20 protein-coding genes are annotated in these 26518 nt (G+C 71.2%); 7 read left to right on the forward strand and 13 right to left on the reverse strand.

Translation table 11 applies throughout. The features are described 5' to 3' along the window. Positions 1-48: 48 nt before the first annotated feature. Positions 49-549 (reverse strand): MarR family winged helix-turn-helix transcriptional regulator, encoded by a 501-nt coding sequence (locus GKS42_RS12100; protein WP_163544827.1) that lies wholly within the window; start codon positions 547-549, stop codon positions 49-51. Between the two features lie 10 nt (positions 550-559). Further along, a complete protein-coding gene (locus GKS42_RS12105) occupies positions 560-2254 on the reverse strand; it encodes an MDR family MFS transporter (RefSeq protein ID WP_154796688.1) in 1695 nt (564 codons plus the stop codon). 291 nt (positions 2255-2545) lie between these two features. On the opposite strand from GKS42_RS12105, the gene GKS42_RS12110 reads away from it, so the two are divergent. The 3 genes from GKS42_RS12110 (at position 2546) to GKS42_RS12120 (ending at position 7853) form a co-directional block, all read left to right on the forward strand. Continuing rightward, a complete protein-coding gene (locus GKS42_RS12110) occupies positions 2546-4918 on the forward strand; it encodes an alpha-amylase family glycosyl hydrolase (RefSeq protein WP_154794051.1) in 2373 nt (790 codons plus the stop codon). A gap of 135 nt (positions 4919-5053) precedes the next feature. Further along, positions 5054-6391: a DUF2510 domain-containing protein gene (locus tag GKS42_RS12115; RefSeq protein WP_168217820.1), complete on the forward strand. Its 1338-nt coding sequence runs from the start codon at positions 5054-5056 to the stop codon at positions 6389-6391. Between the two features lie 163 nt (positions 6392-6554). Beyond that, the gene (locus GKS42_RS12120) at positions 6555-7853 is read left to right on the forward strand and encodes a DUF2510 domain-containing protein (RefSeq protein ID WP_168217821.1); all 1299 of its coding nucleotides are present in this window, start codon (positions 6555-6557) and stop codon (positions 7851-7853) included. Positions 7854-7877: 24 nt separating this feature from the next. Here the strand turns inward: GKS42_RS12120 and GKS42_RS12125 are convergent, their stop codons facing one another. From GKS42_RS12125 to GKS42_RS12155, 7 genes are all read right to left on the reverse strand, one after another. Next, positions 7878-10007 (reverse strand): heavy metal translocating P-type ATPase, encoded by a 2130-nt coding sequence (locus GKS42_RS12125; RefSeq protein WP_154794054.1) that lies wholly within the window; start codon positions 10005-10007, stop codon positions 7878-7880. A gap of 62 nt (positions 10008-10069) precedes the next feature. Next, a complete protein-coding gene (locus GKS42_RS12130; RefSeq protein WP_154794055.1) occupies positions 10070-11299 on the reverse strand; it encodes an ABC transporter permease in 1230 nt (409 codons plus the stop codon). Then, complete coding sequence (locus GKS42_RS12135) at positions 11296-12189, reverse strand: ABC transporter ATP-binding protein (RefSeq protein WP_154794056.1); 894 nt, start codon at positions 12187-12189, stop codon at positions 11296-11298. Before GKS42_RS12135 ends, GKS42_RS12130 begins: the two co-directional genes overlap by 4 nt. A gap of 163 nt (positions 12190-12352) precedes the next feature. Further along, the gene (locus GKS42_RS12140; protein WP_154794057.1) at positions 12353-13087 is read right to left on the reverse strand and encodes a response regulator; all 735 of its coding nucleotides are present in this window, start codon (positions 13085-13087) and stop codon (positions 12353-12355) included. Further along, on the reverse strand, positions 13084-14562 hold the full coding sequence (locus GKS42_RS12145; protein WP_154794058.1) for a sensor histidine kinase: 1479 nt from the start codon (positions 14560-14562) through the stop codon (positions 13084-13086). The genes GKS42_RS12140 and GKS42_RS12145 overlap by 4 nt, the downstream gene beginning before the upstream one ends. A gap of 96 nt (positions 14563-14658) precedes the next feature. Next, positions 14659-15369 (reverse strand): hypothetical protein, encoded by a 711-nt coding sequence (locus GKS42_RS12150; protein WP_154794059.1) that lies wholly within the window; start codon positions 15367-15369, stop codon positions 14659-14661. Then, complete coding sequence (locus GKS42_RS12155; protein ID WP_154794060.1) at positions 15366-17774, reverse strand: COG1361 family protein; 2409 nt, start codon at positions 17772-17774, stop codon at positions 15366-15368. Before GKS42_RS12155 ends, GKS42_RS12150 begins: the two co-directional genes overlap by 4 nt. A 148-nt stretch (positions 17775-17922) precedes the next feature. On the opposite strand from GKS42_RS12155, the gene GKS42_RS12160 reads away from it, so the two are divergent. Then, entirely contained in the window at positions 17923-18636 is a 714-nt protein-coding gene (locus GKS42_RS12160) for a bleomycin resistance protein (protein WP_154794061.1), read from the forward strand. Between the two features lie 7 nt (positions 18637-18643). Here the strand turns inward: GKS42_RS12160 and GKS42_RS12165 are convergent, their stop codons facing one another. The 3 genes from GKS42_RS12165 to GKS42_RS12175 form a co-directional block, all read right to left on the reverse strand. Further along, positions 18644-20125 (reverse strand): serine hydrolase domain-containing protein, encoded by a 1482-nt coding sequence (locus GKS42_RS12165; RefSeq protein WP_154794062.1) that lies wholly within the window; start codon positions 20123-20125, stop codon positions 18644-18646. 108 nt (positions 20126-20233) lie between these two features. Further along, positions 20234-21016, reverse strand: a complete 783-nt coding sequence (locus GKS42_RS12170) for a MerR family transcriptional regulator (RefSeq protein ID WP_154794063.1) — start codon at positions 21014-21016, stop codon at positions 20234-20236. A 12-nt stretch (positions 21017-21028) separates the two neighbouring features. After that, positions 21029-21841 carry an alpha/beta fold hydrolase gene (locus tag GKS42_RS12175; protein ID WP_154794064.1) on the reverse strand — a complete coding sequence of 271 codons (813 nt, stop codon included), beginning with the start codon at positions 21839-21841 and terminating at the stop codon, positions 21029-21031. Positions 21842-21967: 126 nt separating this feature from the next. On the opposite strand from GKS42_RS12175, the gene GKS42_RS12180 reads away from it, so the two are divergent. Both GKS42_RS12180 and GKS42_RS12185 read left to right on the forward strand, forming a co-directional pair. Next, positions 21968-23278, forward strand: coding sequence for an alpha-amylase family glycosyl hydrolase (locus tag GKS42_RS12180; RefSeq protein WP_154794065.1), 1311 nt, complete (start codon positions 21968-21970; stop codon positions 23276-23278). Positions 23279-23392: 114 nt separating this feature from the next. Then, positions 23393-23602, forward strand: coding sequence for a dodecin (locus GKS42_RS12185; protein ID WP_154794066.1), 210 nt, complete (start codon positions 23393-23395; stop codon positions 23600-23602). Position 23603: 1 nt separating this feature from the next. Here GKS42_RS12185 and GKS42_RS12190 read toward each other — a convergent pair whose 3' ends face one another. Continuing rightward, positions 23604-24062, reverse strand: coding sequence for an SRPBCC family protein (locus tag GKS42_RS12190; RefSeq protein WP_154794067.1), 459 nt, complete (start codon positions 24060-24062; stop codon positions 23604-23606). Positions 24063-24142: 80 nt separating this feature from the next. Here GKS42_RS12190 and GKS42_RS12195 point away from each other — a divergent pair, with 80 nt between their 5' ends. Next, the gene (locus GKS42_RS12195) at positions 24143-26488 is read left to right on the forward strand and encodes an HNH endonuclease signature motif containing protein (protein WP_168217822.1); all 2346 of its coding nucleotides are present in this window, start codon (positions 24143-24145) and stop codon (positions 26486-26488) included. Positions 26489-26518: the final 30 nt, after the last annotated feature.

Here is a 26518-nt window from a genome sequence, read left to right on the forward strand (position 1 = left end):
CTAGGCCGTGCGGGCCTCGGCGTCGTCCGCTGCCGGGTGCAGGCGGGCCTACTCCCCGGGGCGTAGGTCCAGTTCATCCATGAGCCGGCCGAGGAGGTCACTGAACCGGTGGAGGTCCTCCACCCCCCATTCGGTGAGCCGCGCCTGGAGCACCGCGCGCTCGCGGTGGCTGACCGCGTCGTAGCGCGACCGACCCAGTTCGGAGGCCGTGACGAGGAACGCGCGGCCGTCGCTGGGATCCGCCGCCCGCTCCACCAGGCCGAGGTCCTCGAGATGCTTGATGGTGCGACTGGCCACGGCCTTGTCCAGCTCGAGCCGTTCCGCGATGTGCCCCTGCTGAAGGGCGCCCTCGCGGACGACGGTGCCGAGGATCCGGTATCCGAGGATCGACAGGTCCGGGTGGATCCCCAGCGCGCGGCGCCGGAACAGCTGCTTGGCGTGCACGAACAGGTTGGAGAACTGGATCTCCACCTCGTGGATGGCCGCCTGCAGCTCCGGGTCGTCCGGACCCGACGCGGCAGCCGCCACATCGGATCCGGACCTGGTCATGGTGGGCATCCTACTGAGCCGGCATGACCACGCGGGGCTGCTCGCCGCCTCCGGGTCCGTCGCCGTCCGAGGATTCGGTTCGGACGGCGTCGCGAGCGTCACCGACGATCCCGACCCCGGCGCCGGCCGCGGCCACCCCGACGAGCTCCGCCTCGGCCGTGACGGCCTCGTCGAGCTCACGCTCGTGGCGGGTCTGGTTGCTCAGCGGCAGGTTCGGCAACAGCGCCACGGCCACGATGCTCAGCAGCGCGAGGGGCGCGGCGACGAGGAACACGTGGGCGACGGCCTCACCGTAGACCGACTCGATGATCACCTTCACGGACTCGGGCAGGGAGTGCACGGCCGGGATGGTGCCCGCGGCCAGTCCGTCGGCGATCGCCGTGCCCTCGTCGCCGAGGGCCGCGATCGCACCGAAGAGCTCCGTCTGGCGGGCGGCCAGGAGCGCGGTGACCTTGTCCGCCAGGACGGTGCCGAGCACGGCGATGCCGATCGTGCCGCCGAGGCTGCGGAAGAACGCAACGCCGGAGCTGGCCACGCCGATCTCCTCCGGCGGCACCGCGTTCTGCACCACCAGGACGAGGTTCTGCATGACCATGCCGACGCCGGCGCCGAGCATGAACATGTAGATCGAGACCAGGGCGAAGTTGGTGTCGTAGCTGATCGTGCTGAGCAGGAGCATGCCCGCTGTGAACAGGATCGAGCCGAGCACCATGTAGCGCTTCCAGATGCCGGTTCGGGTGATCACGGCGCCGACGACGGCGGAGAGGATCAGCATGCCCGCGGCCATCGGGATCGTCATCAGGCCGGACGCGGTGGCGCTGGCCCCGCGAGCGAGCTGCATGTACTGGGCGAGGAACACGGACGTGCCGAACATCGCCACACCGACGGCGACGGAGCCGAGTACCGCGAACAGGTACGTGCGGTTCCTGAACATGGACATCGGGATGATCGGTTCCTCGGCGCGCAGCTCGACGAACACCAGGGCGACAAGGGCGACGACGGCGCCGCCGACCATCCAGGCCGTGGTGGCCGAGGCCCACTCGAACTGGGTGCCGGCCAGGCTGACCCAGATGAGCAGGAGCGAGACGCCCGCGGCGAGCAGGGCCACCCCGAGGTAGTCGATGCTGACCTTGCGCCGCCTGATCGTGGGCAGGTGCAGGGTCTTCTGCAGCATGACGATCGCGACGATCGCGACCGGGACGCCCACGAAGAAGTTCCAGCGCCAGTTGATCGTGTCCGTGAGGAAACCGCCCAGCAGCGGTCCGCCGACGGTGCCGAGGGCCATCACACCACTGAACAGGCCCATGTACCGGCCGCGCTCACGCGGGCTGACGATGTCCGCCATGACGATCTGCGTCAGGGCCGCCAGGCCACCGGCGCCGAGGCCCTGGACCACGCGCAACGAGATCAGCATCGAGGTGTCCTGGGAGAAGCCCGCGGCGGCCGAGGCCAGCACGAAGATGATGAGCGCCAGCTGCAGCAGGAACTTGCGGTTGAACAGGTCGGCGAGCTTGCCCCAGATCGGGGTCGAGACCGTCGTCGCGAGCAGGGTGGCGGTGATGACCCAGGTGTAGGAGGTCTGCGAGCCGCCGAGGTCGGAGACGATGACCGGCAGGGACGTGCCCACCACGGTGCTGGCGAGCATGGATACGAACATGCCGAGCAGCAGCCCGGTGAGGGCCTGGAGGACCTCGGCGTGCGTCATCCGGGTGGGGGAGTCGTTCGAGGGTGGTGCGGATGTGACGGTGTCGGCTGACCTGCCGGCACTGCTTGCGGTGTTGGTGCTCACGCGAGCGTGCTCCTAAGCGACGAAGAATTAGTTGATCGACAGCAACTATACGTCGATGGTTGAGGTTCATCAACTAAATTTCGTGAGACGCATGTCACGTCCGGTAGGCGCACGGTTCACGCGTTGTCCGTGCGAACTTCATCCCGCCTGGATACCGTCGCCGGAACGCTGGGCCGTGGGGGCCGCTGTCGCTGGAGGGGACGTCCGATGGGTTTGACGATCACGAACGAGGATGCCGCCGGATGGGCGCAGGCCACCTGGCCGCTCGGGGCCGAGTGGGACGAGGCCACCGGCACCGCCTCGTTCGCCGTCCATGCACCGCTCGCCAGCCGGGTGCTCCTGGAGTTCTATCCCGAGGCGGTCGGCGCGGACGCGGCCGCCGACGCGGTGATGGCTCGCTGCGCGGACGGTGTCTGGCGGGCCAGGATCGGCGGCATCGAACCGGGCGCTCTCTACGCGTTCCGCGTCTGGGGACCGGGATGGGACGTGGCGCAGGACTGGACCCGCGGGGACAGCAGCGCCGGATTCAGCGCTGACTTCGACGAGGTCGGGAACCGCTTCAATCCGAACAAGGTGGTGTTCGACCCGTATGCGCGGGAGATCAGCCACAACTTGTCGCACCGCGCGCTCGCCGGCCGCCAGGGCGCCGCGGAGGTCCTCGGCACCGGCGGCGAGATCGTGCGGGGCAGGCCGCGACGCGAGCTCGACTCGGGCCGATGGGCGCCGAAGGCCGTCCTCGTGCACGACCAGACGCCCACCGGTGTGCGACCCCGGCGCCGCGCCGAGGACGCCGTGATCTGCGAGACGCATGTGCGCACGGCGACGGCGCACCCTTCGGCAGGTGCGCTGCGGGCGACTCTGGCGGGCGTGCCCGGGTTCGAGGACGTGGTGGACATCCCCGAGGAGCTCCGCGGCACCTACGCGGGGCTAGGGTTGCTCGCGCCGTACCTGCGCGCTGCCGGATTCACCACCGTGGAGCTGCTGCCCGTGCACGCGTCGGACACCACGGCCGTGCCGGGTGACGCAGGCACCTCGAACTACTGGGGCTACCAGACGCTCGCCTTCTTCGCGCCGAACCGGGACTATGCGCACGACCAACGGCCGGGCGGTCCGACCCACGAGTTCAAGGCGATGGTCCGGGCGTTCCACGACCATGGACTCGAGGTGTACCTCGACGTGGTCTACAACCACACCGGTGAGGGCGGGCACTGGGCCGGCGACCTGCACACCACCGGGTTCACCTCCCTCGGCCATTTCGCGACCGCCGAGTACTACTCGATGACGGACGAGCATCGCCTGATCGACGGCGCGACCGGCACCTCGAACCAGGTGAACCACTCCTCGCCGGCCAGTCAGGCCCTCGTCCTGGACTCGTTGCGGTACTGGGTCGACGAGATGGACGTGGACGGCTTCCGGTTCGACCTCGCCACCGTGCTCGGCCGGACCCCGAGCGCCTTCGAGCGTGAGGACTGGCAGGCTCAGCGCCGGTTCTTCACCGAGCACCCGCTGCTGATCCGGATCGCGGAGTTCGCCCGGCGCCGGCACGTCGAGGTGATCGCGGAGGCCTGGGACCTGTGGGGCTACGAGGTGGGCAACTTCCCGCCGGGCTGGGGTGAGTGGAACGGGCGCTACCGGGACGCCATGCGCGGGTATCTCAAGGGCGATGGCAACGTCGCCGAGTTCATGCGCACGTTCAACGGCGACCACCGCCACTTCGCCGACCAGGGCGGCGCGCAGCGCTCGATCAACTTCATCACGGCGCACGACGGGTTCACCCTGATGGACCTGGTCAGCTACCCGGCCAAGGTGAACGACTCGCCGCCGCCGTTCGGACCGTCCGACGGCGGCAGCGACGACAACAAGTCGTGGGACTCCGGCGGTGACCATGCCCTGCGCCGCGCCCGCCTGCGCAACTTCTGGGCGATCCTGTTCCTCTCCCGCGGGGTGCCGATGGCCGTCTCCGGCGACGAGTTCGGACGCACCCAGAACGGGAACAACAACCCGTGGAGCCTGAACTCCATCGGGATCTGGAACAACTACGGGATGCTGGCCACGAACGCCCCGCACCGGGTCGCCGTCGACCCGGCCCGACCCGAGATCGGCTACCACGACAACTTCGCAGCGGCCGCGACGCCGTCGGACGTCAATCCGTACTTCCGGTTCGCGGTCGCGCTCGCGCGGCTGCGCGCAGCCGAGCCGGCGCTGCGGCAGGCGCGCTACGGGGATCTGGACCACGATGACGACGACGTCTCGTACTTCTTCGCCCGGCCCGACGGTTCCGGCGGTCCCGGCGAGGGCGACCGTGCCGTGCGGGTGCACATCGACGGCTCCGGCGTGGGCGGGCACGACTACCTGGTCCTGGTGAACATGACGGCGGCCGAGGTCGGCTTCGCCGTCCCGGAGGACCCGGACGGCGGGGGCTGGCGGCGGATCATCGACACCGCCGCGTGGGCGGAGCCGGAGTTCAACGTGTGGCTGGACGAGGCGGGTGCACCCACCGCCGGCGCGGCCGACGTCGTGGCCGGCTACTCGGTGGCGCCCTGGAGCCTCGCCGTGCTGCGGGCGCACCTGACGACCTGACCCGTCGGCCCGCCAGGGGAGTTCTGCCCGTGGACGACGTCACCGGTGGCCCCGGAGCGGATCATATGATCATGCCGATCTCGCCCCGACCGGAGCCGATCCGTGCCCCGGACCCGACGACCCTGTGAGGCCCCCGTGACGACACCAGCCGGTTGGTTCCCCGATCCGAGCGGCGCCGACCAGCTCCGGTACTGGGACGGTGCCAACTGGTCGGAGCAGGTCGCTGCGAACGGCTCGCAGCCCGGCGGGTTCGGGCAGGCGAGTGCGCCCGCCGGGTACGGGCAGACCAGTGCTGCTGCCGGCGGGTTCGGGCAGGCGAGCGTGGCCCCCGGTCACGGGCCGGCGGATCCGTACGGGCTCGCCACCGGCGGGTACGGGCAGACCGGTGCGAGCGGTGCCTACGGACACAATGGCGCAGGACCGGGCGGCGCCGGACTGTCCGGCTACGCGGCAGCACCGACGGCCTACAGCGGCGACACCACGAGCGCCTACGGCGCGTCAGGCGGGTCAGCCGGAGCCGGCGGGTATGGCGGGTACGGTGCCACGGGTGCCCAGGCCGGTGCACCCGGCAGCGCCGGCTACTACGGCCCGGCCAGCGCGCCTCCGTCCCGGAGCCAGACGCCGGTCATCGTGGCGGTCGCGGTGGCCGCGGTGCTGGCCATCGGCGTCGCCGTGTTCTTCGCCTACGGCGCGCTGACGGCCGTCCCGACGGCCGGCCCGACCGCCACCAGCGAGCCGACCTCGGACCCGACACCCACGCCGACGCCGACGGCGACGCCGACACCCACGCCGACCGCCGCGCCCACGCAGAGCGCCCCGGCGCCGGTGACCCTGGGCGCCACGACCGCCGGCACGCTGCCCGCGGACGGCACCTGGGACGGTGTCGTCACGATCCCAGCCGCAGGGGTGTACGCGTTCATCGGTCATGCGGAGGAGGGCATCGACCTGACGCTCACCCTGCTGGACGGGAGCGGTCAGCAGATCGCGTTCAACGACGACCCGCCCGGCAACGCCGACGTCCTGGTGTCCAACCGCCGTGATCCGCTGCTGGGGTTGTACCTGGAGCCGGGGGAGTACACCGTCCGACTCGAGGAGTACGGCGGCTACGCGACCGACTTCGACTTCACGGCCGCGCTCCTGGACGTGGTCACCGAGATCCCGCCCGACGCCACGCACTCGATCGCCATTCCCGAGGACAACGTCTGGCTCGGCTACGTTCCGGTGTCCGCCACGGGAATGGTCACCGTCGACGTTCGAACCACCACCGACGCCGACCCGGTCCTGACCGTGATCTCCCCGGACGGCACCTATCAGGACCAGGACGACCGGGGCAGCGAGTCGGCCGCCCAGTACGGCGGGAATCAGTGGGACCCGTATCTCACGTTCCCGGTCGAGCCAGGGGTGTACCTCGTGATGGTCTCCGACTGGACCGGAGCCGAGTCCGAGGCGAGTATCGCCGTCACGGTGGACTGACCCGCCCGCACCGCGCCGGATCGGACCGCGGGGAACAATCCTCTCGATCACCGGACGCGGTGATCGCGCGAACCATAGAATCCAGATGCCTCGGCTGCGGCCCGGCCTCCCGTCGTTGCCCTATCTCACCGGACCCCGTGGGCCCACTGCGTTGGAGGTTTCTATGAGTGCACCTGCTGGCTGGTTCCCCGATCCTGAGGGACAGGACCGTCTCCGATACTGGGACGGCGCCGCCTGGACCGAGAACTACGCCCCCCGGCCCGCCGGGGCCGCCCCGGCCGCTGATGCGTCGGCAGCGCCGACCGCCCCGTTCACGCCGGCGCCGACCACGCCCGCCCCAGCGGTCGCAGCCGCTGCCCCTGGTGTGGCTGCCCCGGCCCCCGTCGGCTACCCGCAGGCGGGGCCGTACGGCGGTCCCGCCGTGCCGCCCGTTCCCGGCGTCCCGTCCGGCGGCTACGGCCAGGCGAGCGCGCCGGGTGGTCACGTCCAGGCGGGCGCACCGGCCGGTTATGGCCAGGCCGGCGGGTACGGGCAGCCCGGTGGCCCGGGTGCCTACGGCGGTGGCTACGGCCAGGGCGGCGGGCCGCAGAGGAAGAACACCGGCCTGATCGTCGCGATCGTCGCGGTCCTGGTCGTCGCGCTCGGGGTGGGCGGCTACTTCGGGTTCCGCGCCCTCAACCCCGACGATCCGGAGCCGACCGCAGGACCCGGGCCGACCAGCGCTCCGACCGACGCCCCCACGGACACACCGACCGAACCCGTCGAGGGCCCCACCGACGCTCCAACCGGCGACATGCCGGAGATGGTCGCGACGCTCACACTGGGTACGGCACTGCCAGGCTCCTTCGCGGCGGACGGGAGCTGGGGCGCCCTGCTCCCGATCACCACGCCGGGCGTCTACCTCCTCCATGGGCTCGCCGACGGTGCCGAGGACCTGGAGCTGACGGTGTACGACGAGGGACTCAACGCGATCTCCTTCATCGATGACGTCCCGCAGGGCGCCGACGTCCTCCAGCCCAACTCCCTGAACCCGTTGCTGCCGATCTATCTCGAGGCCGGGCAGTACGCGGTCGTGATCACCGAGCTCGCCGGTGCGCCGGCCTCGTTCCAGGTCCTCGCCGAGGATCTCACCGCGATCCCGGAGCTGCCCCAGAACACCGACGTCACGATCTCGATGACCGCCGGCAACGTGTGGGTCAACTACGTCGTGGTCGACGCTGCCGGCACCATGACGATCGACGCCCGGACCACCAACGACGCGGATCTCCTGATGACCGTGATCAGCCCGCTGGGTGGCTGGATCGCCAACGACGACCGGGGGCCGGACATCGCCGGGCAGGTCGGCGGCGACACCTACGACCCCTTCGTCGAGGAGGCCGTCGATCCGGGCGTCTACATCCTGATGATGTCGGAGTACTCCGACGGGGCCGGTGAGGCGGTCGTCACCGTCGGCGTGGGCTGACCGACGCGCCGGCCGGCAGGGTGATCAGCCCTGCCGGTCCGGCCGCAGGTCCAGGCGCCGCAGCAGCTGGGCGTTCAGGGCCACCACCACCGTCGAGGCGGACATGAGCAGCGCCCCGACCGCCATCGGCATGACGAACCCGATCGGGGCGAGCAGCCCGGCCGCGAGCGGCACCGAGATCAGGTTGTAGCCGGCGGCCCACCACAGGTTCTGCTTCATCTTGCGGTACGCGGCCCGGGACAGTTCGATGATCGAGAGCACGGCCCGGGGGTCGTCGGAGGCGAGGATCACGCCCGCGGACGCGATCGCGACGTCCGTGCCCGCGCCGATCGCGATGCCGACGTCGGCCTGGGCCAGCGCCGGCGCGTCGTTCACGCCGTCGCCGACCATCGCCACGCTGGCTCCCCGCTCCTGCAGCTGACGCACCTTCGCGCTCTTGTGCTCGGGGTGCACCCCCGCGAACACCTCGGTGATGCCGAGGTCGGCGGCCACCGCACGGGCCACCGGCTCGGCGTCGCCGGTGATCATGACGACCTCGACGCCACGATCGCGCAGCGCCGCGACCGCCTCGCGGGACTCCGGCCGGACCTCGTCCGCGAGCGCGAGCGCGGCGACCACCCGGCCGTCGACGAGCACATGCAGGACCGTGCGTCCGGCGTCCGCCTGCTCGGCGAGCCAGGCGGTGTCGGCGAGCGGCTCCCGGCCCGTCGCGGCGAGCAGCCCGGGACCGCCCACCGAGACCTCGCGGGCCGGCCCCGCGTCGTCGGGCACCATGGCCCGGACGCCCTGACCGGGCACCGCAAGGAAGTCCGTGGCGGCTTCGACCGCCAGGCCACGCTCGGCCGCGGCCGCGACGATCGCGCGGGCCAACGGGTGCTCGCTCGCCGCCTCGGCGGCAGCCGCGTAGCGCAGGGCCTCGTCGGCGTCCTGCCCGACGGCGGAGGTCACCGCGAGCAGGGCGGGGGCGCCCTTGGTCAGGGTGCCGGTCTTGTCGAACAGCACCGTGTCCACGGTCCGCATCCGCTCGAGGGCCATCCGGTCCTTGACGAGGATCCCGGCCCGCGCCGCCCGCTCTGTGGAGATCGAGACCACCAGCGGGATGGCAAGGCCGAGCGCATGCGGGCAGGCGATCACCAGCACCGTGATGACCCGGATCAGGGCTTCCTCCGGGGTGCCCCAGAACAGCCAGGCGATCAGGGTCAGCGCTGCGGCACCGAGCGCGAACCAGAACAGCGCCGCCGCGGCCCGGTCGGCGAGCCGCTGGGCCCGGGAGGAGCTCGAGCGGGCCTGTTCGACGAGCCGGCCGATCCCGGCGAGGGCCGTGTCGTCACCGACGGCAGCCACCCGCACCCGGATCGCGGAGTCGGTGGCCACGGTGCCGGCGACCACCCGGTCGTCGGTGCCGCGGCGCACCGGCGCGGACTCGCCCGTGATCATCGACTCGTCCACGTGGGCGGAGCCGTCGATGACGATCCCGTCGGCCGGGACCCGGCCGCCGGGGCGCACCAGGATCACGTCGCCCACCACGAGGTCGGCCGGGGCCACGAGGGTGATCTGCTCGCCGTCGAGGCGCTCGGCCTCATCGGGAAGGAGCGCGGCGAGCGAGTCCAACGCCGACGTCGTCTGCGCGAGCGAGCGCATCTCGATCCAGTGCCCGAGGAGCATGATCACCACGAGCAGGGCGAGTTCCCACCAGAAGTCCAGCTCATGCGCGAACAGCCCGAGGCTGGAGCCGAGCGAGGCGACGAAGGCGACCGTGATCGCCATTCCGATGAGCAGCATCATGCCGGGCCGGCGGGAGCGGAGCTCGTCGACGGCACCGGTCAGGAACGGGCGCCCACCCCAGACGAAGATGACGGTGCCGAGCACGGGGGAGACCCAGCCGGTGCCGGCGGGCAGGGTGTACCCGAGGATGTCCGCGAACATGCCGCTGAAGGCTGCGGTCGGGATCGCGAGGATCAGTGTGATCCAGAACAACCGTCGGAACTGGGCGACGTGGCCCTCGTGGCCGCCGTGGCCCGCGTGGGCGTCGTGGCCCGCGTGGGGGTCGTGCTGGCCGTGGTCGTGCTCGGCGTGTCCCTCCTGCGCGGTGTGCTCGTCATGAGCATCGGGGGCGTGTTGCTCGGGTGTGGCGTGCGTGGGGTGCGGCTCCATGATGGTGGAACCATATACCCCCCGAGGGTATTTCCTCGAGGGGTATATGGCTGGTTCCGGGCTCAGGCCTGGAGCTTGAGGGCCTGACGCCAGGAGAGCGCGGTGCCGCCCTGCATCACTGCTCGCTGGTAGATCCGTTCGCCCAGGCGCAGCAGCCCGTACGCGGCGACGGCCGTGAGGGCCAGGGAGACCAGGCCCTGCCAGATCGGGACGTCACCGGCGAGCATCCGGATCGGCATCGCGACCGAGGAGACCACCGGGACGAAGCTCGCGATGTCGAGCCAGATCCCCTCGGCGAACAGTCCGACGAACAGGGCGACCATGATCACGGTGATGATCGGGCCGGTGTTGGACTGCAGGTCCTCGCTACGGCTGGCGAGCGAGCCGAGCACGGCCCAGACGGCGGCTAGCGCCGTGAACCCGACCACGAAGAAGGCGATGAACCATCCGGATGCGCTGAGGATCCAGCCGATGTCGCCCGCTAGGCCGGTGAGGTTCACCGCGGTCAGGCCGACCACGCAGTAGAGCAGGATCTGCGCGAACGCCAGCAGCGAGTTGCCGAGGACCTTGCCGTAGAGCAGCTGGCGGATCGGGATGGCGGTCGCGAGGATCTCGACGACGCGGTTCTGCTTCTCCTCGAGCACCGAGTTGGCGATGGTCATCCCGAAGATGATCGCGGCCATGTAGAACAGGAACGCGAAGATGAAGCCCACGATGAAGGCGAGGGCGCCACGGTCGGCGTCCGGGTCGAGGAACTCCGTGGTGACCTCCGACCCGGCCATGAGCTCGCCGAGCGTGGTCCCGGCCGCCTCCGCATTGGCGGCGAGGACCGACTGACTCACCGCGTCCGTGAGCGCGGTGGAGAGGGCGGAGTCCACCTCGGAACCGCCCAGGAGCACCCAGCCGTCCGCGCCGGCGAGCAGCCCCGCATCCACGTCGCCCTCGAGGACCGCGGCGCGCAGCGCATCCTCGGAGTCGAACTCGGTGACCTCGAGGGTGTCGCCGGCGGAGGTGATGGCCTCCGTGCCGGCCTGCGCCACCACGGCCGCGTCGGTCTGGGTCGTGCCGACCGTGAAGTCGGACGTGCGGTTGCCGACCACGGCGCCGATGACGACGCTGGCCGCGATCATCGCGAGGGTGACGATGGTGGAGATCACGAAGCTCTTGTCGGCCAGCTTCACCATGATCTCGCGGATGGTGACGATCAGCCAGGGGTTGCGCACCGGGGACGGCGGGCTCTGCCCGTCCAGGGACGGCGTCGGCGTCTGCGGGGAGGAGTCGGTGGTGGTCATCGGGTCACCTCGCGGTAGATCTCGGACAGGGACCGGGTGATGGGGGCGAACTCGGCGAGGCCGCGTTCGGCGGCGCGCTTCAGCAGCGGCTCCCGGGCGCCGTCGGCCAGCTCGAGGACGGCGCTGGGGCCGTCGACGTCCAGCACGCTCACGCCGGGCACGTCGCGGAGCCACCCGGCGTCCGGCGTGGTGACGATGCGGTAGCGGGTCGGACCGGCGTTGCGGAGCTCGTCCGCCGCACCGGCGGCCATGACCTTGCCGTCCGAGAGCACCACGAGCGAGTCGCAGAGCCGGTCGACGAGGTCGAGCTGGTGGCTGGAGAACAGCACGGGCACGCCCTGGCGGAGGCGGTCGCGGAGCAGCTCCACCATGGAGTCGACGGCCACGGGGTCGAGGCCGGAGAACGGTTCGTCCAGGATCAGACCGCTCGGTCCGTGCAGCAGCGACGCGGTGATCTGGACGCGCTGCTGGTTCCCGAGGGACAGCGACTCGAGCTTGTCCTTGACGCGGTCCGCGAGTCCGAACCGCTCCAGCAGGCGGGTGGCCTCCTTGGCGGCGTCACCTCGGCTCATGCCGCGCAGCTGGCCCAGATAGCAGAGCTGGTCGAGGATGCCCTGTTTCGGGTACAGGCCACGTTCCTCCGGCATGTACCCGAACCGGGAACGGTCCGCGGCCGTGATGGGCCGGCCGTCCCAGAGCACGTCGCCGCCGTGGATCACCAGGACGCCCATGATCATGCGCATGGTCGAGGTCTTCCCGGCGCCGTTGGCGCCGACGAACCCGGTCATCCGGCCCGGCTCCACCGTGAACGACACGTCGTCCACGGCAACCTTCTCGCCGAAGCGGCGGGTCAGTTCCCGCACCTCGAGCCTGGCGTCCGCTTGCCTCATGCTGGTCCTCCTGTTGTTCCGGTCCTCGCCGCGGCGCTGGTCGCTGCCGTTCGGCCTGGTCCGAGCCTAGGAAGGACCGGTGCCCCGGTGCGTCGGCCGCACGGGGGAGCCGTGAAGATCCGCCGCAAGGGGGAGACGTGGGCGCCGGTGGGCGGCGCTGCGATCAGTCGCCGGCGCCGGCGACACCGACGATGCCGGATCGGTGTGCGAACACCACGGCCTGGACGCGGTCCCGGGCACCGACCTTGGCCAGCACGTGGGAGACGTGGGTCTTCACCGTGGACTCGCCGACGAACAGCTCGGTCGCGATCTCGGCGTTCGAGTAGCCCTCGGCGAGGAGGGCGAGCACGTCGCGCTCCCGGGCGGTCAGGCTCTCGACGGCACGCGCCGAGTCCGAGCCCGGTGCGGCCGCGCGGTGGGTGGCTGTGCCGTCGGCCGCCCGGCGGGCCGGGCCGGGGGCGTCCGGGACCGGGTCGGCGCCGGCTGCCAGGCGTGCGATCACCTTGACCGTGACCTCCGGGGACAGCAGCGCGTGACCGTCGGCAACCGCCCGGATCGCGGCGACCAGGTCGTCCGGGTCGGCGTTCTTGAGCAGGAAGCCGCTCGCGCCCGCGCGCAGCGCCGCGAACAGGTAGTCCTCGCGATCGAACGTGGTCAGGATGATGACCTTCGCGCCGCCGGCGGCGACGATGCGCTCGGTGGCCGTGATGCCGTCGAGCACGGGCATCTGCACGTCCATCAGGACCACGTCCGCGGGTGTGGTCGTGAGCAGGTCGACTGCCTGGGCGCCGTCCGCGGCCTGGCCGACCACCTCGATGTCGTCCTCGATCGAGAGCACCATGGCGAATCCGGACCGGACCAGGGCCTGGTCGTCGACGATGGCGACGCGGATGGTCATCGGGGCTCGCTCTCGGTGTTGGTGTTGCCGTCGGTGTCGCGGAGGTGGAACCGGGCTCGGACCCGCCAGCCGGTTCCGGTCAGGCGAGGGCCGATCTCGGCCTGACCGCCGTGCAGCGAGACGCGCTCGGACACCCCGCGAAGACCGTAGGCGGTTCCGGACGTGCCCCCGCGCGGTTGTCCGTCGTCGAGGACCTCGACCTCCACGAAGGCGCCGGCGGGGGAGTCCGTGGCAGCGCCGTCGGCAGGGCGACCGGTGGTTCCGGTGCGGAGGGTGACCGACGCTGAACCCGCCGTGGAGTGGCGGACCACGTTCGTGAGCGACTCCTGCACGCAGCGGTACACGGACAGGCCGAGTGCCGGCGGCACCCGGTCCAGGTCGCCCGGGGCGGCCTCCACCCGGGTCAGGGTGATCCGGAGTCCCTGCCGGCGGTGCTGCTCGGCCAGGTCGTCCAGATCAGCGAGGCCTGGCTCGGGCGCCCGGGACTCGTCGCCGCGGCCGGCGTCGGTCTCGCTGCGCAGCACCCCGAGCAGGGCGCGCATCTCCCCGACGGCGTCCCGGCTCGCGCCCTCGATCGTGCGTAGGGCACCCTCGGCGGCCTCCGGTGCGCGGCTCAGCACCCGCCGGGCCGCGCCCGCCTGGACCCCGATCACCGAGACGTGATGGGCCACGACATCGTGCAGCTCGCGGGCGATCCGGAGCCGCTCGTCCACCACGGCCCGGCGCGCGAGCTCGTCGGCCTGGGCGTGGATCCGCTTCGCCTGGTCGGCCAGCCGGGCCCGCTGCAGCGCGCCACGCCACGAGTTCCGGCCGACCAGGATGGCCCCTCCGAAGTAGGCGAGGTTGATGGCCGCCGTGTAGAGCACGTAGGCGAGGACCGGGTCGAGTGGGCCGGTGGGGCCATCGGTGCCGTAGAACAGCGCGACGGCGTTGGAGATCGTGAACGAGATGATGATCCAGGCTGCCATCTCCAGCAGCACCAGGGCCACGGCGATCCAGAGCCAGCGGCGCTCGCGCGCCCAGGCGACGGCCGCGTAGATGGCGGCGAAGTAGGCCGTCTGGAACGGGAGCTGGACGCTCGCCTCGGGGCTGAGGTAGGCGAGGCCGAGGAACAGGGCCGAGGAGATCACCAGCGCGACCATCGGGTAGCGACGCCGGATGGCCAGCGGCGCGATCATGGCCGCGACGGCGACGTAGGCACGCCAGGACTCCTCGCCCTCGATCACCAGGCCGAACGACTTGGTGGCCACGGTCATGCCGAGGCCCACCATGATGAACACGACGGTGCCGAGGACGTCCCGGCGCTGCTGGGCACTGCTGGGCCCGGGCCGCTCCCAGAGCGGGTCCTGGGCGTCGTTCAGCCAGGCGAACAGGCGGCTCGTCCACGACGCGCTCGGTGGCGCCGGGGACCGGTCCGCCGGCTCGGCGCCGGCCGCCGCGGAAGCCTCGGACGGCGAGCTGGACAGGGTGGGCATGACCCACGAGGGTATCCGCCATCGGGAGCACCCGCGTCCGTCCCACGAGGGAGAACCCCGGCGGCGCGCGCGTCGGGCTCCTCCGGCCGGCGGAGGTCAGGCGGCAGGGTGGGGCGAGCCGGCCAGGATCGCGACGGCCCGGGCGTCGCCGCTCACGGCCCGTGTGATGTCGGCGTGCCGCGGGTCCGTCGCCGGCAGCACCGCGCTCGCCGCGGTCGCCACGGAGATCGAGGCGCCGGCCGCCGTCGCCAGGTCCGCCGCACCCGTTCCGGCGTCGGTGGCCAGGGCCGCGAGGATGGCGTTCGTCCCGCCGTCGGCGGCCAGTGCGGCCAGGCCACCGGCCGCCTGTCCCAGGACGGACGCGGACGCCAGGGACTGGATCACGTCCCGGTCGCGCAGGGCAGCCGCGGCCGCGCCCGTGGCAGCGGTGCGGACCACCTGGACCGGTTCGGCCTCGAGCGTGGTCGGGCCCGCGGCGTAGGAGGCCGTCAGGGTATAGGAGCCGGCACCCGGGAACAACGGCTGGGACGCCGCGGTGCAGACCAGCAGGACGCCCGCCTCGAGGGCCTGGCCCGGGCCGAGCTCCGCCTCGCGAGGCAGGCTGTCCGCCGGCCACGGCCAGCCGGCCCGGAGCGTGCCGGCCGGCCCGGCCACGTCGATGACCAGGTCACCGTCGGGCAGGTTCAGCCGGGCGTTGACGGTCACCGGCTCGGTCCCGGCGTTCGTCAGGGTGACCACGCCGAGCAGGGCCTGGTCCGACCCTGACCGGGCGGGCACGGTCAGGGTCAGCGTCAGGGTCACACTCATGCGGGTGATGCTGCCACGAAGTCGGCCACGATGGCCTCGGCGGCCGCCAGGTCCGCCTTGCCCTTGCGGGCCCGCCTGGCCCGGCCGAGTGCGTCCGCGACCACGGGGGCCTCGGACTCCACCGGACTCGCCACGGTCGCGGCGAGCCGCACGATCTCCTCGGCCGACCGGCCCTGCATGGCGAGGTCCAGGTAGCGCTTCACCTCGTCCGGTGCCGCCGCTCGGGTGGCGGCGCGCCCGCCGTCGTCAGCCGCGCGGGAGTCCGATCGGTGATCGGCGTGGCCACGCGCGAAGGAGTTCGCCAGGACCAGGGCGGCCGCGGCGCCGGTGTCGGCGTCGTTGTGTGCCTGCGCCACCGTGGCCAGGCGGTCGCGGGCGGTCGTGTCGGTGCCGAAGTCACCAAGGGCGAACGCACGCCCGACGGCGGTGTCCAGGGTCTGGGCGGCGATGTCCACCTCTGTCTCGGTGGCGGCCGTGCGCACGTACACGGTCGACCGCTGGCTGCGCGCCGTCGTGAACGTGTCCACGTCGAACTCGGCGCGGACCACGTGGGTGCCGGGCTGTTCGAACGTGACGCCCTCGCTCGTGAAGAAGACCTGCATGCGGGCGGTGACGGACTCGCCCGGGGCGAGCACCGCCGTCGGGCGGGTGCCACAGGCGACCACGACGTCGCGGACCTGCTCCACGCTGCCGTCCGGCAGCACGTGGTGCAGCCGCAGGTACCCCTCGGCGAGGTTCAGCCGTGCGGTGACCTCGCGCGGTTCGTCGCCCGTGTTCGTGAGCGTGACCTCGGCGGTGACGTACTCGCCGACGTACACCTCCGCGGGCAGCACCAGGTCGAGGGTGAGGCCGTCGGTGTCGTCCCCGGTGGTGTAGCCGGTGGCGTCCACGGGAACGGGCAGGCCGGAGGAGAGCGAGCCGTGCCCCCAGCCGAAGTTCTTCCATCCGGGGCGCACCTGTGGGTCGGGGGAGTGGATCAGGGAGTCCAGATCGTGTTGGGCGAAGGCGAAGGTGGCGTTGCCCGGGTACTGGTTCGTGGTGCTGGCGAAGCTCATCACGTCCCCGGTCTGGTTCATGATCTCGGTGCCGATCGGCGGCACGTGCACGTCGTGCTTGGGGTGGAACAGGTTCAACGCGTGCCCGGCCTCGTGGATCATCGTGCGCAGGAAGGCCGCGGGGACATTGTTCAGCGGCTGGTTCCGGGCGGCGGGTTCGATGAAGTTCTGCCCGCCGAGGGTGGCGTCGGCGAATCCGACCGAACCCTCGCGGGGAACCGAGTCGTCGTCGAACATGACGCCGAGCAGGCCGCCCTGCGCGGATCCTACAAGCAGCCACAGACGCCACGGGTCCGCGGCGCCGGGGTCACGATGGGTCGTCAGCAGTGTCTGCAGTTCCGCCATCGTCAGGGACGCGTCGCTGGGGATGTTCAGGTCGTCGACCCGCACCCGGGTGTCCCACCCGGCCGACGCGTACACGTTCTGGAACGTGCGCACGGCGCCGTGGTTGAACGCCGACGCCGGCCAGTTCCGGCCGGTCATCACGTCCACCTCGATGGCGCAGCCGCGGTACAGGTTGGCCGTCTTGGTGGCCTTCACGTCGTACGTCGTGCCACCGATGGTGGCGGTGCCGGTCATGGTGGCGACCCGGTTGCCGCGGATCAGGATCGAACGGCGGCAGGTCAGACGCATCGAGCCGGAGTCGGTGGTCACGAACTGCTGGCTGGTGCGGTTCCAGAGGTGGCGGCGCAGGTCGAAGGAGAGGGTGCCGCTCGAGTAGGTGACCCCGGTGGAGCGGAAGTACCAGGAGTACTCGTTCTTCGGCAGTTGCGGGTAGTGCGGGAACGGTGGCGCCCCGTTGATGCCCGAGAGGATGCCCAGGCTCGAGGCCGGGAGCTCGGTGACGGCCGTGCCGAGCAGGTTCGGGTCGATGTCGGCCTCGGCGGCATCGCCAGACTCGGCGGCCGCAGCCATGGCGTCCGCCTCGGTGTCGCCGCCGAAGAACCCGGGCAGGTTCTCGATCGGGCCGAGGATCGGCGACCGCTTCACGTAGACGTCGCCGCTGATGCGCAGCGAGGTGTCCCGGACCTCGATCCGCATCGGCCCCCGGATCTGCTGGCGCAGGAAGACCGGGACCGGCAGCCGCGATGTGAACTCGATGAGCCACGACCCGTTGACGACGGGCAGCGAACAGGGCCGGTCGAGGATGAACGGTGGGATCTGCGGCTCGATCGGGATGCGCGGGTCGATCGGGATGCGCGGGTCGATGCGTACCGGCCCCGGCCCGACCGGGATCGGCGGTCCGAGGACCGGCCCCGGTCCTCTGACCTCCATCAGGTCGCCCTGCTCGTCGTAGTACAGGGTGCCGTCGTCTCCGCAGCAGCCCGAACTCTCGTCGTACTCGGTCATGGTTCGCTCCAGGTGCCGGTCCGGCGTCGTTGCCGGACATTTCATGGTCGATCGCGAGGAGGCGGGTGGCCAGAGGTCTGATCGGGTGGTCCACGGGTGATTGACGAGCCGCTATCGGGTGATTCGCGGGAGGCCTAGAGTCGTGGGCATGAGTTCCGAGTACGTGATCCCCGGGCTGCCCTGCCGAGACCTGGACGACGTCCTTCCTTTCTACGAGGCCCTCGGGTTCGACATCACCTATCGCCAGCTCCGGCCGAACCCGTACGCAGCCGTGCGCCGCGGCGGCATCGAGCTGCACTTCTTCGGCGTGCCGACCTTCGACCCTGAGGACTCGATGGGCAGTGTCGTGGTCATCGTGCCGGACACCGGCGCCCTCTACGAGGCGTTCGCGGCCGGGCTGCGCGCCGAGTACGGCAAGGTCCCGATCAGCGGGATCCCGCGGATGACCCGGCCCCGCAAGAAGCAGGGCACGAGCGCCGGCTTCTCGGTGGTGGATCCCGGGGGCAACTGGCTGAGGATCACCTCGGTGCCGGACCAGGCCGCGCAGGACCCGGTCGAGGGTGGCCGCCTGGGTCGGGTGGTGGCGGCCGCCGCGCGGCAGGCGGACTCCCACGGCGACGTCGACGCGGGTGTGCGCGTGCTGCGCACCGGGCTGGCCCGGCACACCGACGCTCCCATGGTCGAGCAGATCCCGGCCCTGGTGTACCTCGCGGAACTACTGGTCCGCACCGGTGACGCCACCGGCGCCCGCGAGAGTCTCGCGCTGGTGCTGGCCGCCGACCTGACCGAGGCGGAGCGTGACGTGCTCGCCGCGGAGCTGGCCGAGGCCGCCGAACTCCTGGCGACCGAACTGCCGACCTAGGACGCGCTCAGGGCAGGTGTGCCTCGAACCGCACGCCGGCCAGCGGCACCGCGTTCCAGGCGGCGGTGGCCACGCCGTCCGCGCCGCGCAACCTGAACCGGTGCGGCAGCTCGGCGAGCATGACGTCCGCCTCGAAGGTGCCGTCGGCCTGCCAGCCGCCGCGGGCGAGCACCGCGGTCGACTCCCGGGAGCGGCCGCGGCGCGAACTGCGCACGAGCCCGACGGCGGTGGTCACCTCGGTCTCGACCCATGCCGTTGGTGCGCCGTCGATCCGGACCGTGCCGCCGGAGAACGCGAACGTCGCCTGCCAGCCGTCGGCGGCCGGGACGACCTCCACCCGGGTGCCGGCCGGGAGCGGACCCGGCTCTCCGCCGTCGGCCACCACGAAGGCGACCGGCTCGCCGGGCGCGGCGCCCGGGTCCGCCTCGACCACGGGGAGGGCGAGCCCCGCGAGCCGTCCGGACAGGCGCGCCGTGGCTGCCGGGTCGGCATCCGGGGCGCCGACGGCCGGCAGCAGATGGGTCCACGCGGCGGTCAGGATGCCCTGCATGTCGTCGGTGGCCGAGGTGGTCGCCAGGACCAGGTCCGAATCGGGGACCACCACGCAGAACTGGCCGTAGGCGCCGTCGCCGCGGAAGCCGTGCCGAGCCATCCAGAACTGGTACCCGTAGCCCTGGGCCCAGTCGATGCTGGTCGCCGGATCGGAGTCGGTCCGCACGTGCGAGCGGGTCGCGAGCTCCACCCACCCCTCGGGCAGCACCTGGGTGCCCTGCCAGCGGCCGCCGGCGAGCAGCAGCTGCCCGAACGCGGCGATCGACTCCGTGGTCAGGTGCAGCCCAGAGAAGCCGAGCGCGTTGCCCTGGCCGTCGGTGTCCCAGTGCCCCGGGGTGATGCCGAGCGGTTCGAACAGACGCGGGCGCAGGTAGTCGATCAGGTGGGTGCCGCTGAGCTCGGCCACCAGGGTCGCGACCACATAGGTGCAGCTGTTGTTGTAGACGTGCCGAGAGCCCACCGGGGCCTGCGGCGGCTGGCGCAGGAAGCCCCTGACCACGTCGTCGGGCTCGAGCTCGTACGCCCGCTCGAGAGTGTCGGCCGTGTGCCCCGTGGACATCGAGAGGACGTGGTGGACGGTCAGCGACGCGACCGCGGCGTCGACGTTGTCCGGGACGTGCGCCGGCAGCAGGTCCACGATCTTGTCGTCGAGGGAGAACAGGCCCTCCGCGATCGCGAAACCTGCCGCCGTGGACGTGAACGACTTGCTCAGGGAGTAGAGCAGGTGCGGTCGGTCCGGAGCGTACGGCGCCCACCAGCCCTCCGCGGCAACCCGGCCCGCATGGACCACCATCAGGCTGTGCAGCTCGATCCCGCGGGCCTCGACCGCGTCGAGGAAGGCGGCGATCCCGGCGGCCGAGATGCCCGCCTCGGCGGGCGTGGCGCGGGGGAGGAGCTGTCGGGCGGTCTCGGTCTGCGTGGGTGACGTCGTCGACATGTCCGTGAGCCTAGTGAGTCCGGCCGTGAACGCTTGCGGGTGGCCCGGCAATGCCTCGCAGCGGACGCTGAGGCCGGACCGTGGTGATCGGGGCCAGGGCGTGGACCGTCAGGACTCCCGGTGATCCGCCCGGCGCTCGAGTTTCGTCCAGCCCCTCCAGCCACGTTTCGTCAGGAGTTCGATCAGGCGGCCAGCCGGCGGCACGGTGTCGACCACGAGTCTGTCCATCAGCGCCACCAACGGTGCCTCGAGCTCGGTGTCGTCGACGTAGTCGTCGCCCTGTTCATCGGCCAGCCGCGTGAGGTAGGCGGCGAGCTCGTCTGCCAACTCGACCAGCCGCAGGTCGTCGGTGGTTCCGTCGAGGGCTTGGCTCAGCGTGCGACAGAACGCGACGAACATCGGGTCTGCGTTCTGCTCGCGCTTACGTGCCATCCACTCCGTGACGCGTCCGGGTGAGCGCGCCGCCAGCAGGATCCAGCCGTCGCGCTCGACCTGGACGATCCGCTCGTGGATCCCGAGCGCCCGTAACTGGTCAAGATGCTCGACCACTTGCGGTGGCAGCGCGAGGTGGTCCCCGGCGGCGAGCTTGGCGATCTGTTGCCGATGCCGCTGACGCTGCCGGATCTCGGCCTCGAGCCGACGGTCGATGTCCGCCACCGCGGCGGTGAACTCCGCCCGGTCGGCCCGCAGCAACTCCCGCACGTGTGACAGTGGGACCCCGGCCTGGGCGAGGGTCCGGATCTTGATCACCTCGATCACCGCGGCGGCGTCGTACCGGCGGTAGCCGGAGTGGTCCCGCTCCGGTTCCCGCAGCAGACCCTTGGCGTGATAGTGACGCACCGCGCGGACGGTGACCCCGGAGTACGACGCCATTTCACCGATGGTCAGCATCGCACCAGTCTCCTACCTGCCGTCCGAGAGACCTGCGCGCCCGGCTGCCCCAGGTGTGTTCCGGATGAGCTGAGCGATCTCCCGCGCGTGGGTGAACGGCAGTGCGTGGTCGGCGTCGATCCATGACGTGACGATGTGTGGTTGGTCTCGGAGCAGCCGCTCGACGCCGGCGCACCAGATCCGGTTGAGCCGCTCTGCAGGTCCTTCGTTGCCGGCGCCCGCCATCGAGGTCGACATGATCATGGTCGTGGGCAGTGCGATCCTGCGGTACCGGTCGAGGATCCCGGACCGGATCACATCGATCTCGATGTTCAGGTCGAGGATCTCCTGAGCGGTGAGCAGCACCTGACGCGAGGCGTCCTTCTCGGAGATCTGCTGCGCCGCCATGTCTTCCCACATGAGGCGGAACTCCGGTAGCAGAGCTTCGGTGATCAACGGTTCGGGTACCGGGTTCGCCCCGTCGATGAGTACCAGGGAAGCCACGGTGTCCCGGTGTTCGGAGGCGAAGTGGACGGCCAGGTCCGCGCCCAGCGAGTACCCGACGAGAACCGGGGCGGCAGGCGGGTCGCGGCGCCCGAGTTCCAACATGACGGCGGTCAGATCACCGAGGAGCGCGTCGAAGGAATAGTCCTCGGCCGGCGAGGCGAGGCCGTGGCCACGCAGGTCGAACGTCACCACGTCGTAGTCCCGCCGTAGCAATTCGGCCAGTTCGTGCAGATCGGCCTGCGTCGAGTTCAGCCCGGGGCACAAGACCAACGGCTGTCCGGAGCCGCCGCGGGACACCGGGATCCTGACGTCGCGGTGGTGGATCGTGAAGTTCTGCATTGTGCTCTCGTCTCTCTGGGCCCTGTCCTGGTTCGGTTGCCTCCCATCCTCAGAGCCTGACCCTGCGTCAGGGTCAAGCGCGGGTCCCGTCCGTTCGCGATCCGCCCGGACTGCGAGACTGGTGCCATGACGTCCTGGCAGGAGCACGCGATCTGGTGGCAGGTCTACCCACTCGGCTTCGTCGACGCGCCCAAGGCGCTCGCGGACGCGCCGCACGAACCGACCCGAACCCTGCGTGCCCTGATCGGCTGGCTCGACTACGCCGTCGGGCTCGGCGTTTCCGGCCTTGCGCTCGGCCCGATCTTCACGGCGAGCACCCACGGCTACGACACCCTCGACCACTTCGCCATCGACCCGCGGCTCGGGGACCGGGCCGACTTCGACGCGCTCGTGGCGGCGGCGCACGAACGTGGCCTCCGGGTCATGCTCGACGGCGTCTTCAACCACGTCGGGCACGAGCACCCGGCGTTCCGGGCCGCCGTCGAGAACGGCCCGGACAGTGCCGAGGCCCGCCTGTTCGACCTCACCTGGAGCGAGCCGGGCGCCGAGCCGAGCCACCGCAACTTCGAGGGCCACGACGCCCTGGTCGCGCTCAATCACGACGACGACGCCGTGGCCGAACTCGTCGGCGAGGTGATGCGGTACTGGCTCCGCGCGGGTGCGGACGCGTGGCGCCTGGATGCGGCGTACGCGGTGCCGTCCTCGTTCTGGCAGCGGGTGCTGCCGACGGTCCGCGCCGAGTTCGGTGAGGCGTACGTGGTGGGCGAGGTCATCCACGGCGACTACGCGCAGATCGTGACCGAGTCCGGGATGGACGCCGTCACCCAGTACGAGCTGTGGAAGGCGATCTGGAACTCGATCCGGGAGCGGAACTTCTACGAGCTCGACCATGCGCTCGGTCGGCACAACGACATGCTCGAGGCGTTCGTGCCGCTGACCTTCGTCGGCAACCACGACGTGACCCGGATCGCGACCCAGATCCCCGACCCGCGGGTGCGTGCCCACGCGCTGGTGCTGCTGATGACGCTGGGCGGGACACCGTCGGTCTACTACGGCGACGAGCAGGGCTACGAGGCGGTCAAGGAGGAGCGCTTCGGTGGTGACGACGCGATCCGGCCCGCGTTCCCTGACGCGCCGGCGGACCTGTCCGAGGCCGGGTGGGACGTCTACCACCTGCACCAGGAGCTGATCTCGTTGCGGCGCCGGCACCCCTGGCTGCACCGCGCCCGCACCCGTGCGCTCGACCTCTCGAACGAGACGTACGCCTACGAGGCCATGGGCGACGGCGGCCGGCTGGTCGTGGTGCTGAATCTCGCCGACACCCCGGCCCGGGTGGACGGCGTCGGCGTCACCGGCGTGGTGGCCGGGCAGGCCGAACTGGGCGACGGCGGAGGCTGGGTCCGCGTGGACGCGTGCGGCTGGGCGGTGCTCGAGTAGGAGGGCCGCGGGCTGCTCCTGCCGGCGGCGCCCGCGCGCCGGCGACGTGGCAGGGCTAGCGTGCTGTGACCGGGTCGTACCCCCGTGCCCGGGAGGTTCGAGGAGGAACCCATCATGGCCAATCACACGTACGGCGTCTCGGAGATCGTCGGCACGTCGACCGACGGTATCGACGCGGCGATCTCGAACGGCGTCGCCAAGGCCGCAGGGAGCGTCCGCAACCTCGACTGGTTCACGGTCAGCGAGATCCGTGGGCACATCGCGGACAATGCGGTCGCCGACTGGCAGGTCACGATCAAGCTGGGGTTCCGGATCGAGGAGTGACTCAGTCCGGGACCCGGCCGAGGTTCCCTGCGATCCACTCGTTCCGAACGGTGAGCAGGCGGGTCAGGTAGGACGTCAGGACCAACCGGTCGACGACGCGGCCCAGTGGTCCCAGTGGTGAGGCGAACTCGACCACGTCGGTCATCAGGGTTCCGCTATCGCCGGCCTCGAACAGGTGCTCGTGCCACCAGCGCCCGAACGGACCGGAGACCTGCTCGTCGACGAACCGGTGCGGGGGCTCGTGCTCGACGATCCGCGACGTCATCGTGAACGGGATGCCGAAGTGCCGGGCCCGCCAGGTCACGGACTCGCCCGGTCCGAGGACGCCCGAGGTCACCGGACCGATCGCTCGTTCGTCGGAGCGCGCCATCGATGCGGTGTGCGCGTCGACCGAGTGACTCAGCTCGAAGCAGGCCTCGACCGGTGCGGCTATCAGGGTCTGGAGTCGGATCGTCGGCACGGGACGAGCCTATGCGGGGGTTGTCCACAGATGGGTGGGTGGTCTTCCGTTTGTCGGTGGGCGGGCGTAGTGTAGTACACATGTTCGAGGTCGACGGCGGGGGTGGTGTTCCGCAGGCGGGTGCGCCGTCGTCGGGGTGCTGCGCGCATTGCGCTGAGGCGAGTGGTGGGCGGGTGCGGGTGGTCGATTATGGCGTGTTGGATGAGGCCGCGTTGGCGGTGTTGTCGCCGCGGGAGTTGGCTGAGGTGGCCGCGTTCGAGCGGGAGTTGGCGTATCAGGACTGGTTCGAGGAGTTCGTGGGTGCGCCCGAGGATCTGATCAGTGAAGGCGACCTCGGCGGTACGCAGGGCCCCGAAGCGTCCACGTCTGAGGCTGGAGCGGTCCACGGACCCAGCGTTGAGCAGGGCGCCGTGCCGAGCCCTGGCTCGGGCGTCTTGCCGAGCCCTGGCTCGGGTGTCTTGCCCGGCGCTGGCTCGGCTCCGACGGCGCAGGCGGGTGCCCGCCAGGTGTTCCGGGCCGAGGTCCCGGTGGATCTGGGTGGTGGTGGTCTGCCGCGGGTCGACGCCCAGGCGTTGTCGACTCGGGCGGTCGATGGGTTCTTGGTCGATGAGCTCACGCGTGCGGATCTGGCCGGGATGGATGAGTACGAACTCGTTGATGCCCTGGGGTGCTTCCGGCGTCTGGAGGCGGTGGGGTCGGCGGGGGTGCGGGAGGTCGCGGCGGAGTTGGCGTCGCGGGCGTCGATGGTGATGGCGCGGCCGCGGGCGGTCGGTCGGCGGGTGGTGTTCCGGGAGTCGTTGGCCGCGGATGAGATCGCGGCGAAGGTGGGGTGTTCGAAGCAGGAGGCGAACCGGTTGGTCCGGGTCGGGCAGTTCCTGGGCGGGATCGCGGCCCCGACGGGTGAGGCGTTGGCCAGGGGTGAGATCGATGCGGGTAAGGCCGACGTGATCGCGGTCGCGGTGTCGGTGTTGGAGGCCGAGGCGGCGTTCAAGGTCCAGGAGGAGTTGTTGCCGAAGGCGGTGTTGTGGACTCGGCACCGGGTGGTGCGGGAGGTCGCGAAAATGGTCGCGGCGGCTGATCCGGGGCAGTTCACGCAGCGGGCCGCGCGGGCCAGTACCCGCCGGTATGTGGACCGGGCCAGGGTCGATGTCGATGGGATGGCCTCGCAGACGTTGTACTGGCCGGCCGCGGACGCCCTCGGCCTGGATCTGTTGCTCGATAGTGCGGCGTCCTCGGCGAAGGCCGCCGGGGACCTGCGCACGTTGGAGCAGTTGCGGGCCGATGTCATGGCCGACATCGTCGCCCACGGCCTGAACACCGGCCAGGTCGGCGACCTGACCGGATTCACCTTCCAACTCCACACCGGCCCCTGCACCCACACCCACCACCACGACCACGAGGCCGAGCAGGACGCTCAGGGCTCAGAAACTGAAACTTCCACGGCCAGCCCGACAACTGAGCCGGAGACGTCCAATGCGCCCAGCGCCGCTCCGACGGGCGTGCCGGAGGGGACGGGTGCGCCTACCACCGGCCCGACGGGCGGGTTCGAGGGGACGGGTGCGTCCAGTACCGCTCCGACTGACAGGTCCGAGGGGACAAGCGCGCCCAGCACCGGCCCGACAGGCGGGGCGGAGGGGACAGTTCTGCCCGCGACCGGGCCATCCGGCGGGTCCGAGGAGACCAACGCGCCCAGTACCGGGCCATCCGGCGGGTTCGAGGGGACAGGTGCGCCAACCACCGGCCCGGCCACTGGCGCAACCACCCAGGGTGGATTCTTGGGGTCCTGGCATGGTGCTGATACCGGGGCCGATCCACGGGTGTTCACCCCCGCCCGGGGACAAGGACTGCCACGGGTCTGGCCCCTCGGAGTCCTCGGCGGACACCGCGCCCAGATCCTCATCCGCGTCACCCTCTCGACCCTGATGGGCGGCGAGGACCCCGGCGACATCGAAGGACTCGGCCCGATCCCCGCCGACGTCGCCCGCGCCTTCGCCGCCGGCGGCACCTGGCGACGCCTGGTCACCGACCCCATCACCGACCGCGTCCTGGACTACGGCACCACCCGCTACGAACCGCCACAGAACATGAGCGACCGGATCAAAGAGAACGAACCCCACTGCACCGCAGCCGGCTGCTCGGCCACCGCCCGAATGACCGAACTCGACCACCGGACCCCGTTCCCCCTCGGACACACCAGCGACGACAACCTCGACCCCAAATGCCGCCGCTGCCACGTCCTGAAGACCCACGGCAACTTCGAAGACGAAGTCGACGACCACGGCAACCGGTTCTGGCGCACCCCCACCGGCCACGTCTACATGCGCAACCCCAACGGCACCATCACCGAACTCCCCAGAACCCGCCCCGACAGCAACGGCCCCACCTACCGCACCGCACCCGACCCCGACGAACCACCACCCTTCTGAGCGATGACCTCAGCGAGAGAAGCCCTGGAC

The sequence above is a fragment of the Occultella kanbiaonis genome, from assembly GCF_009708215.1.
GTDB classification, from domain to species: domain Bacteria; phylum Actinomycetota; class Actinomycetes; order Actinomycetales; family Beutenbergiaceae; genus Occultella; species Occultella kanbiaonis.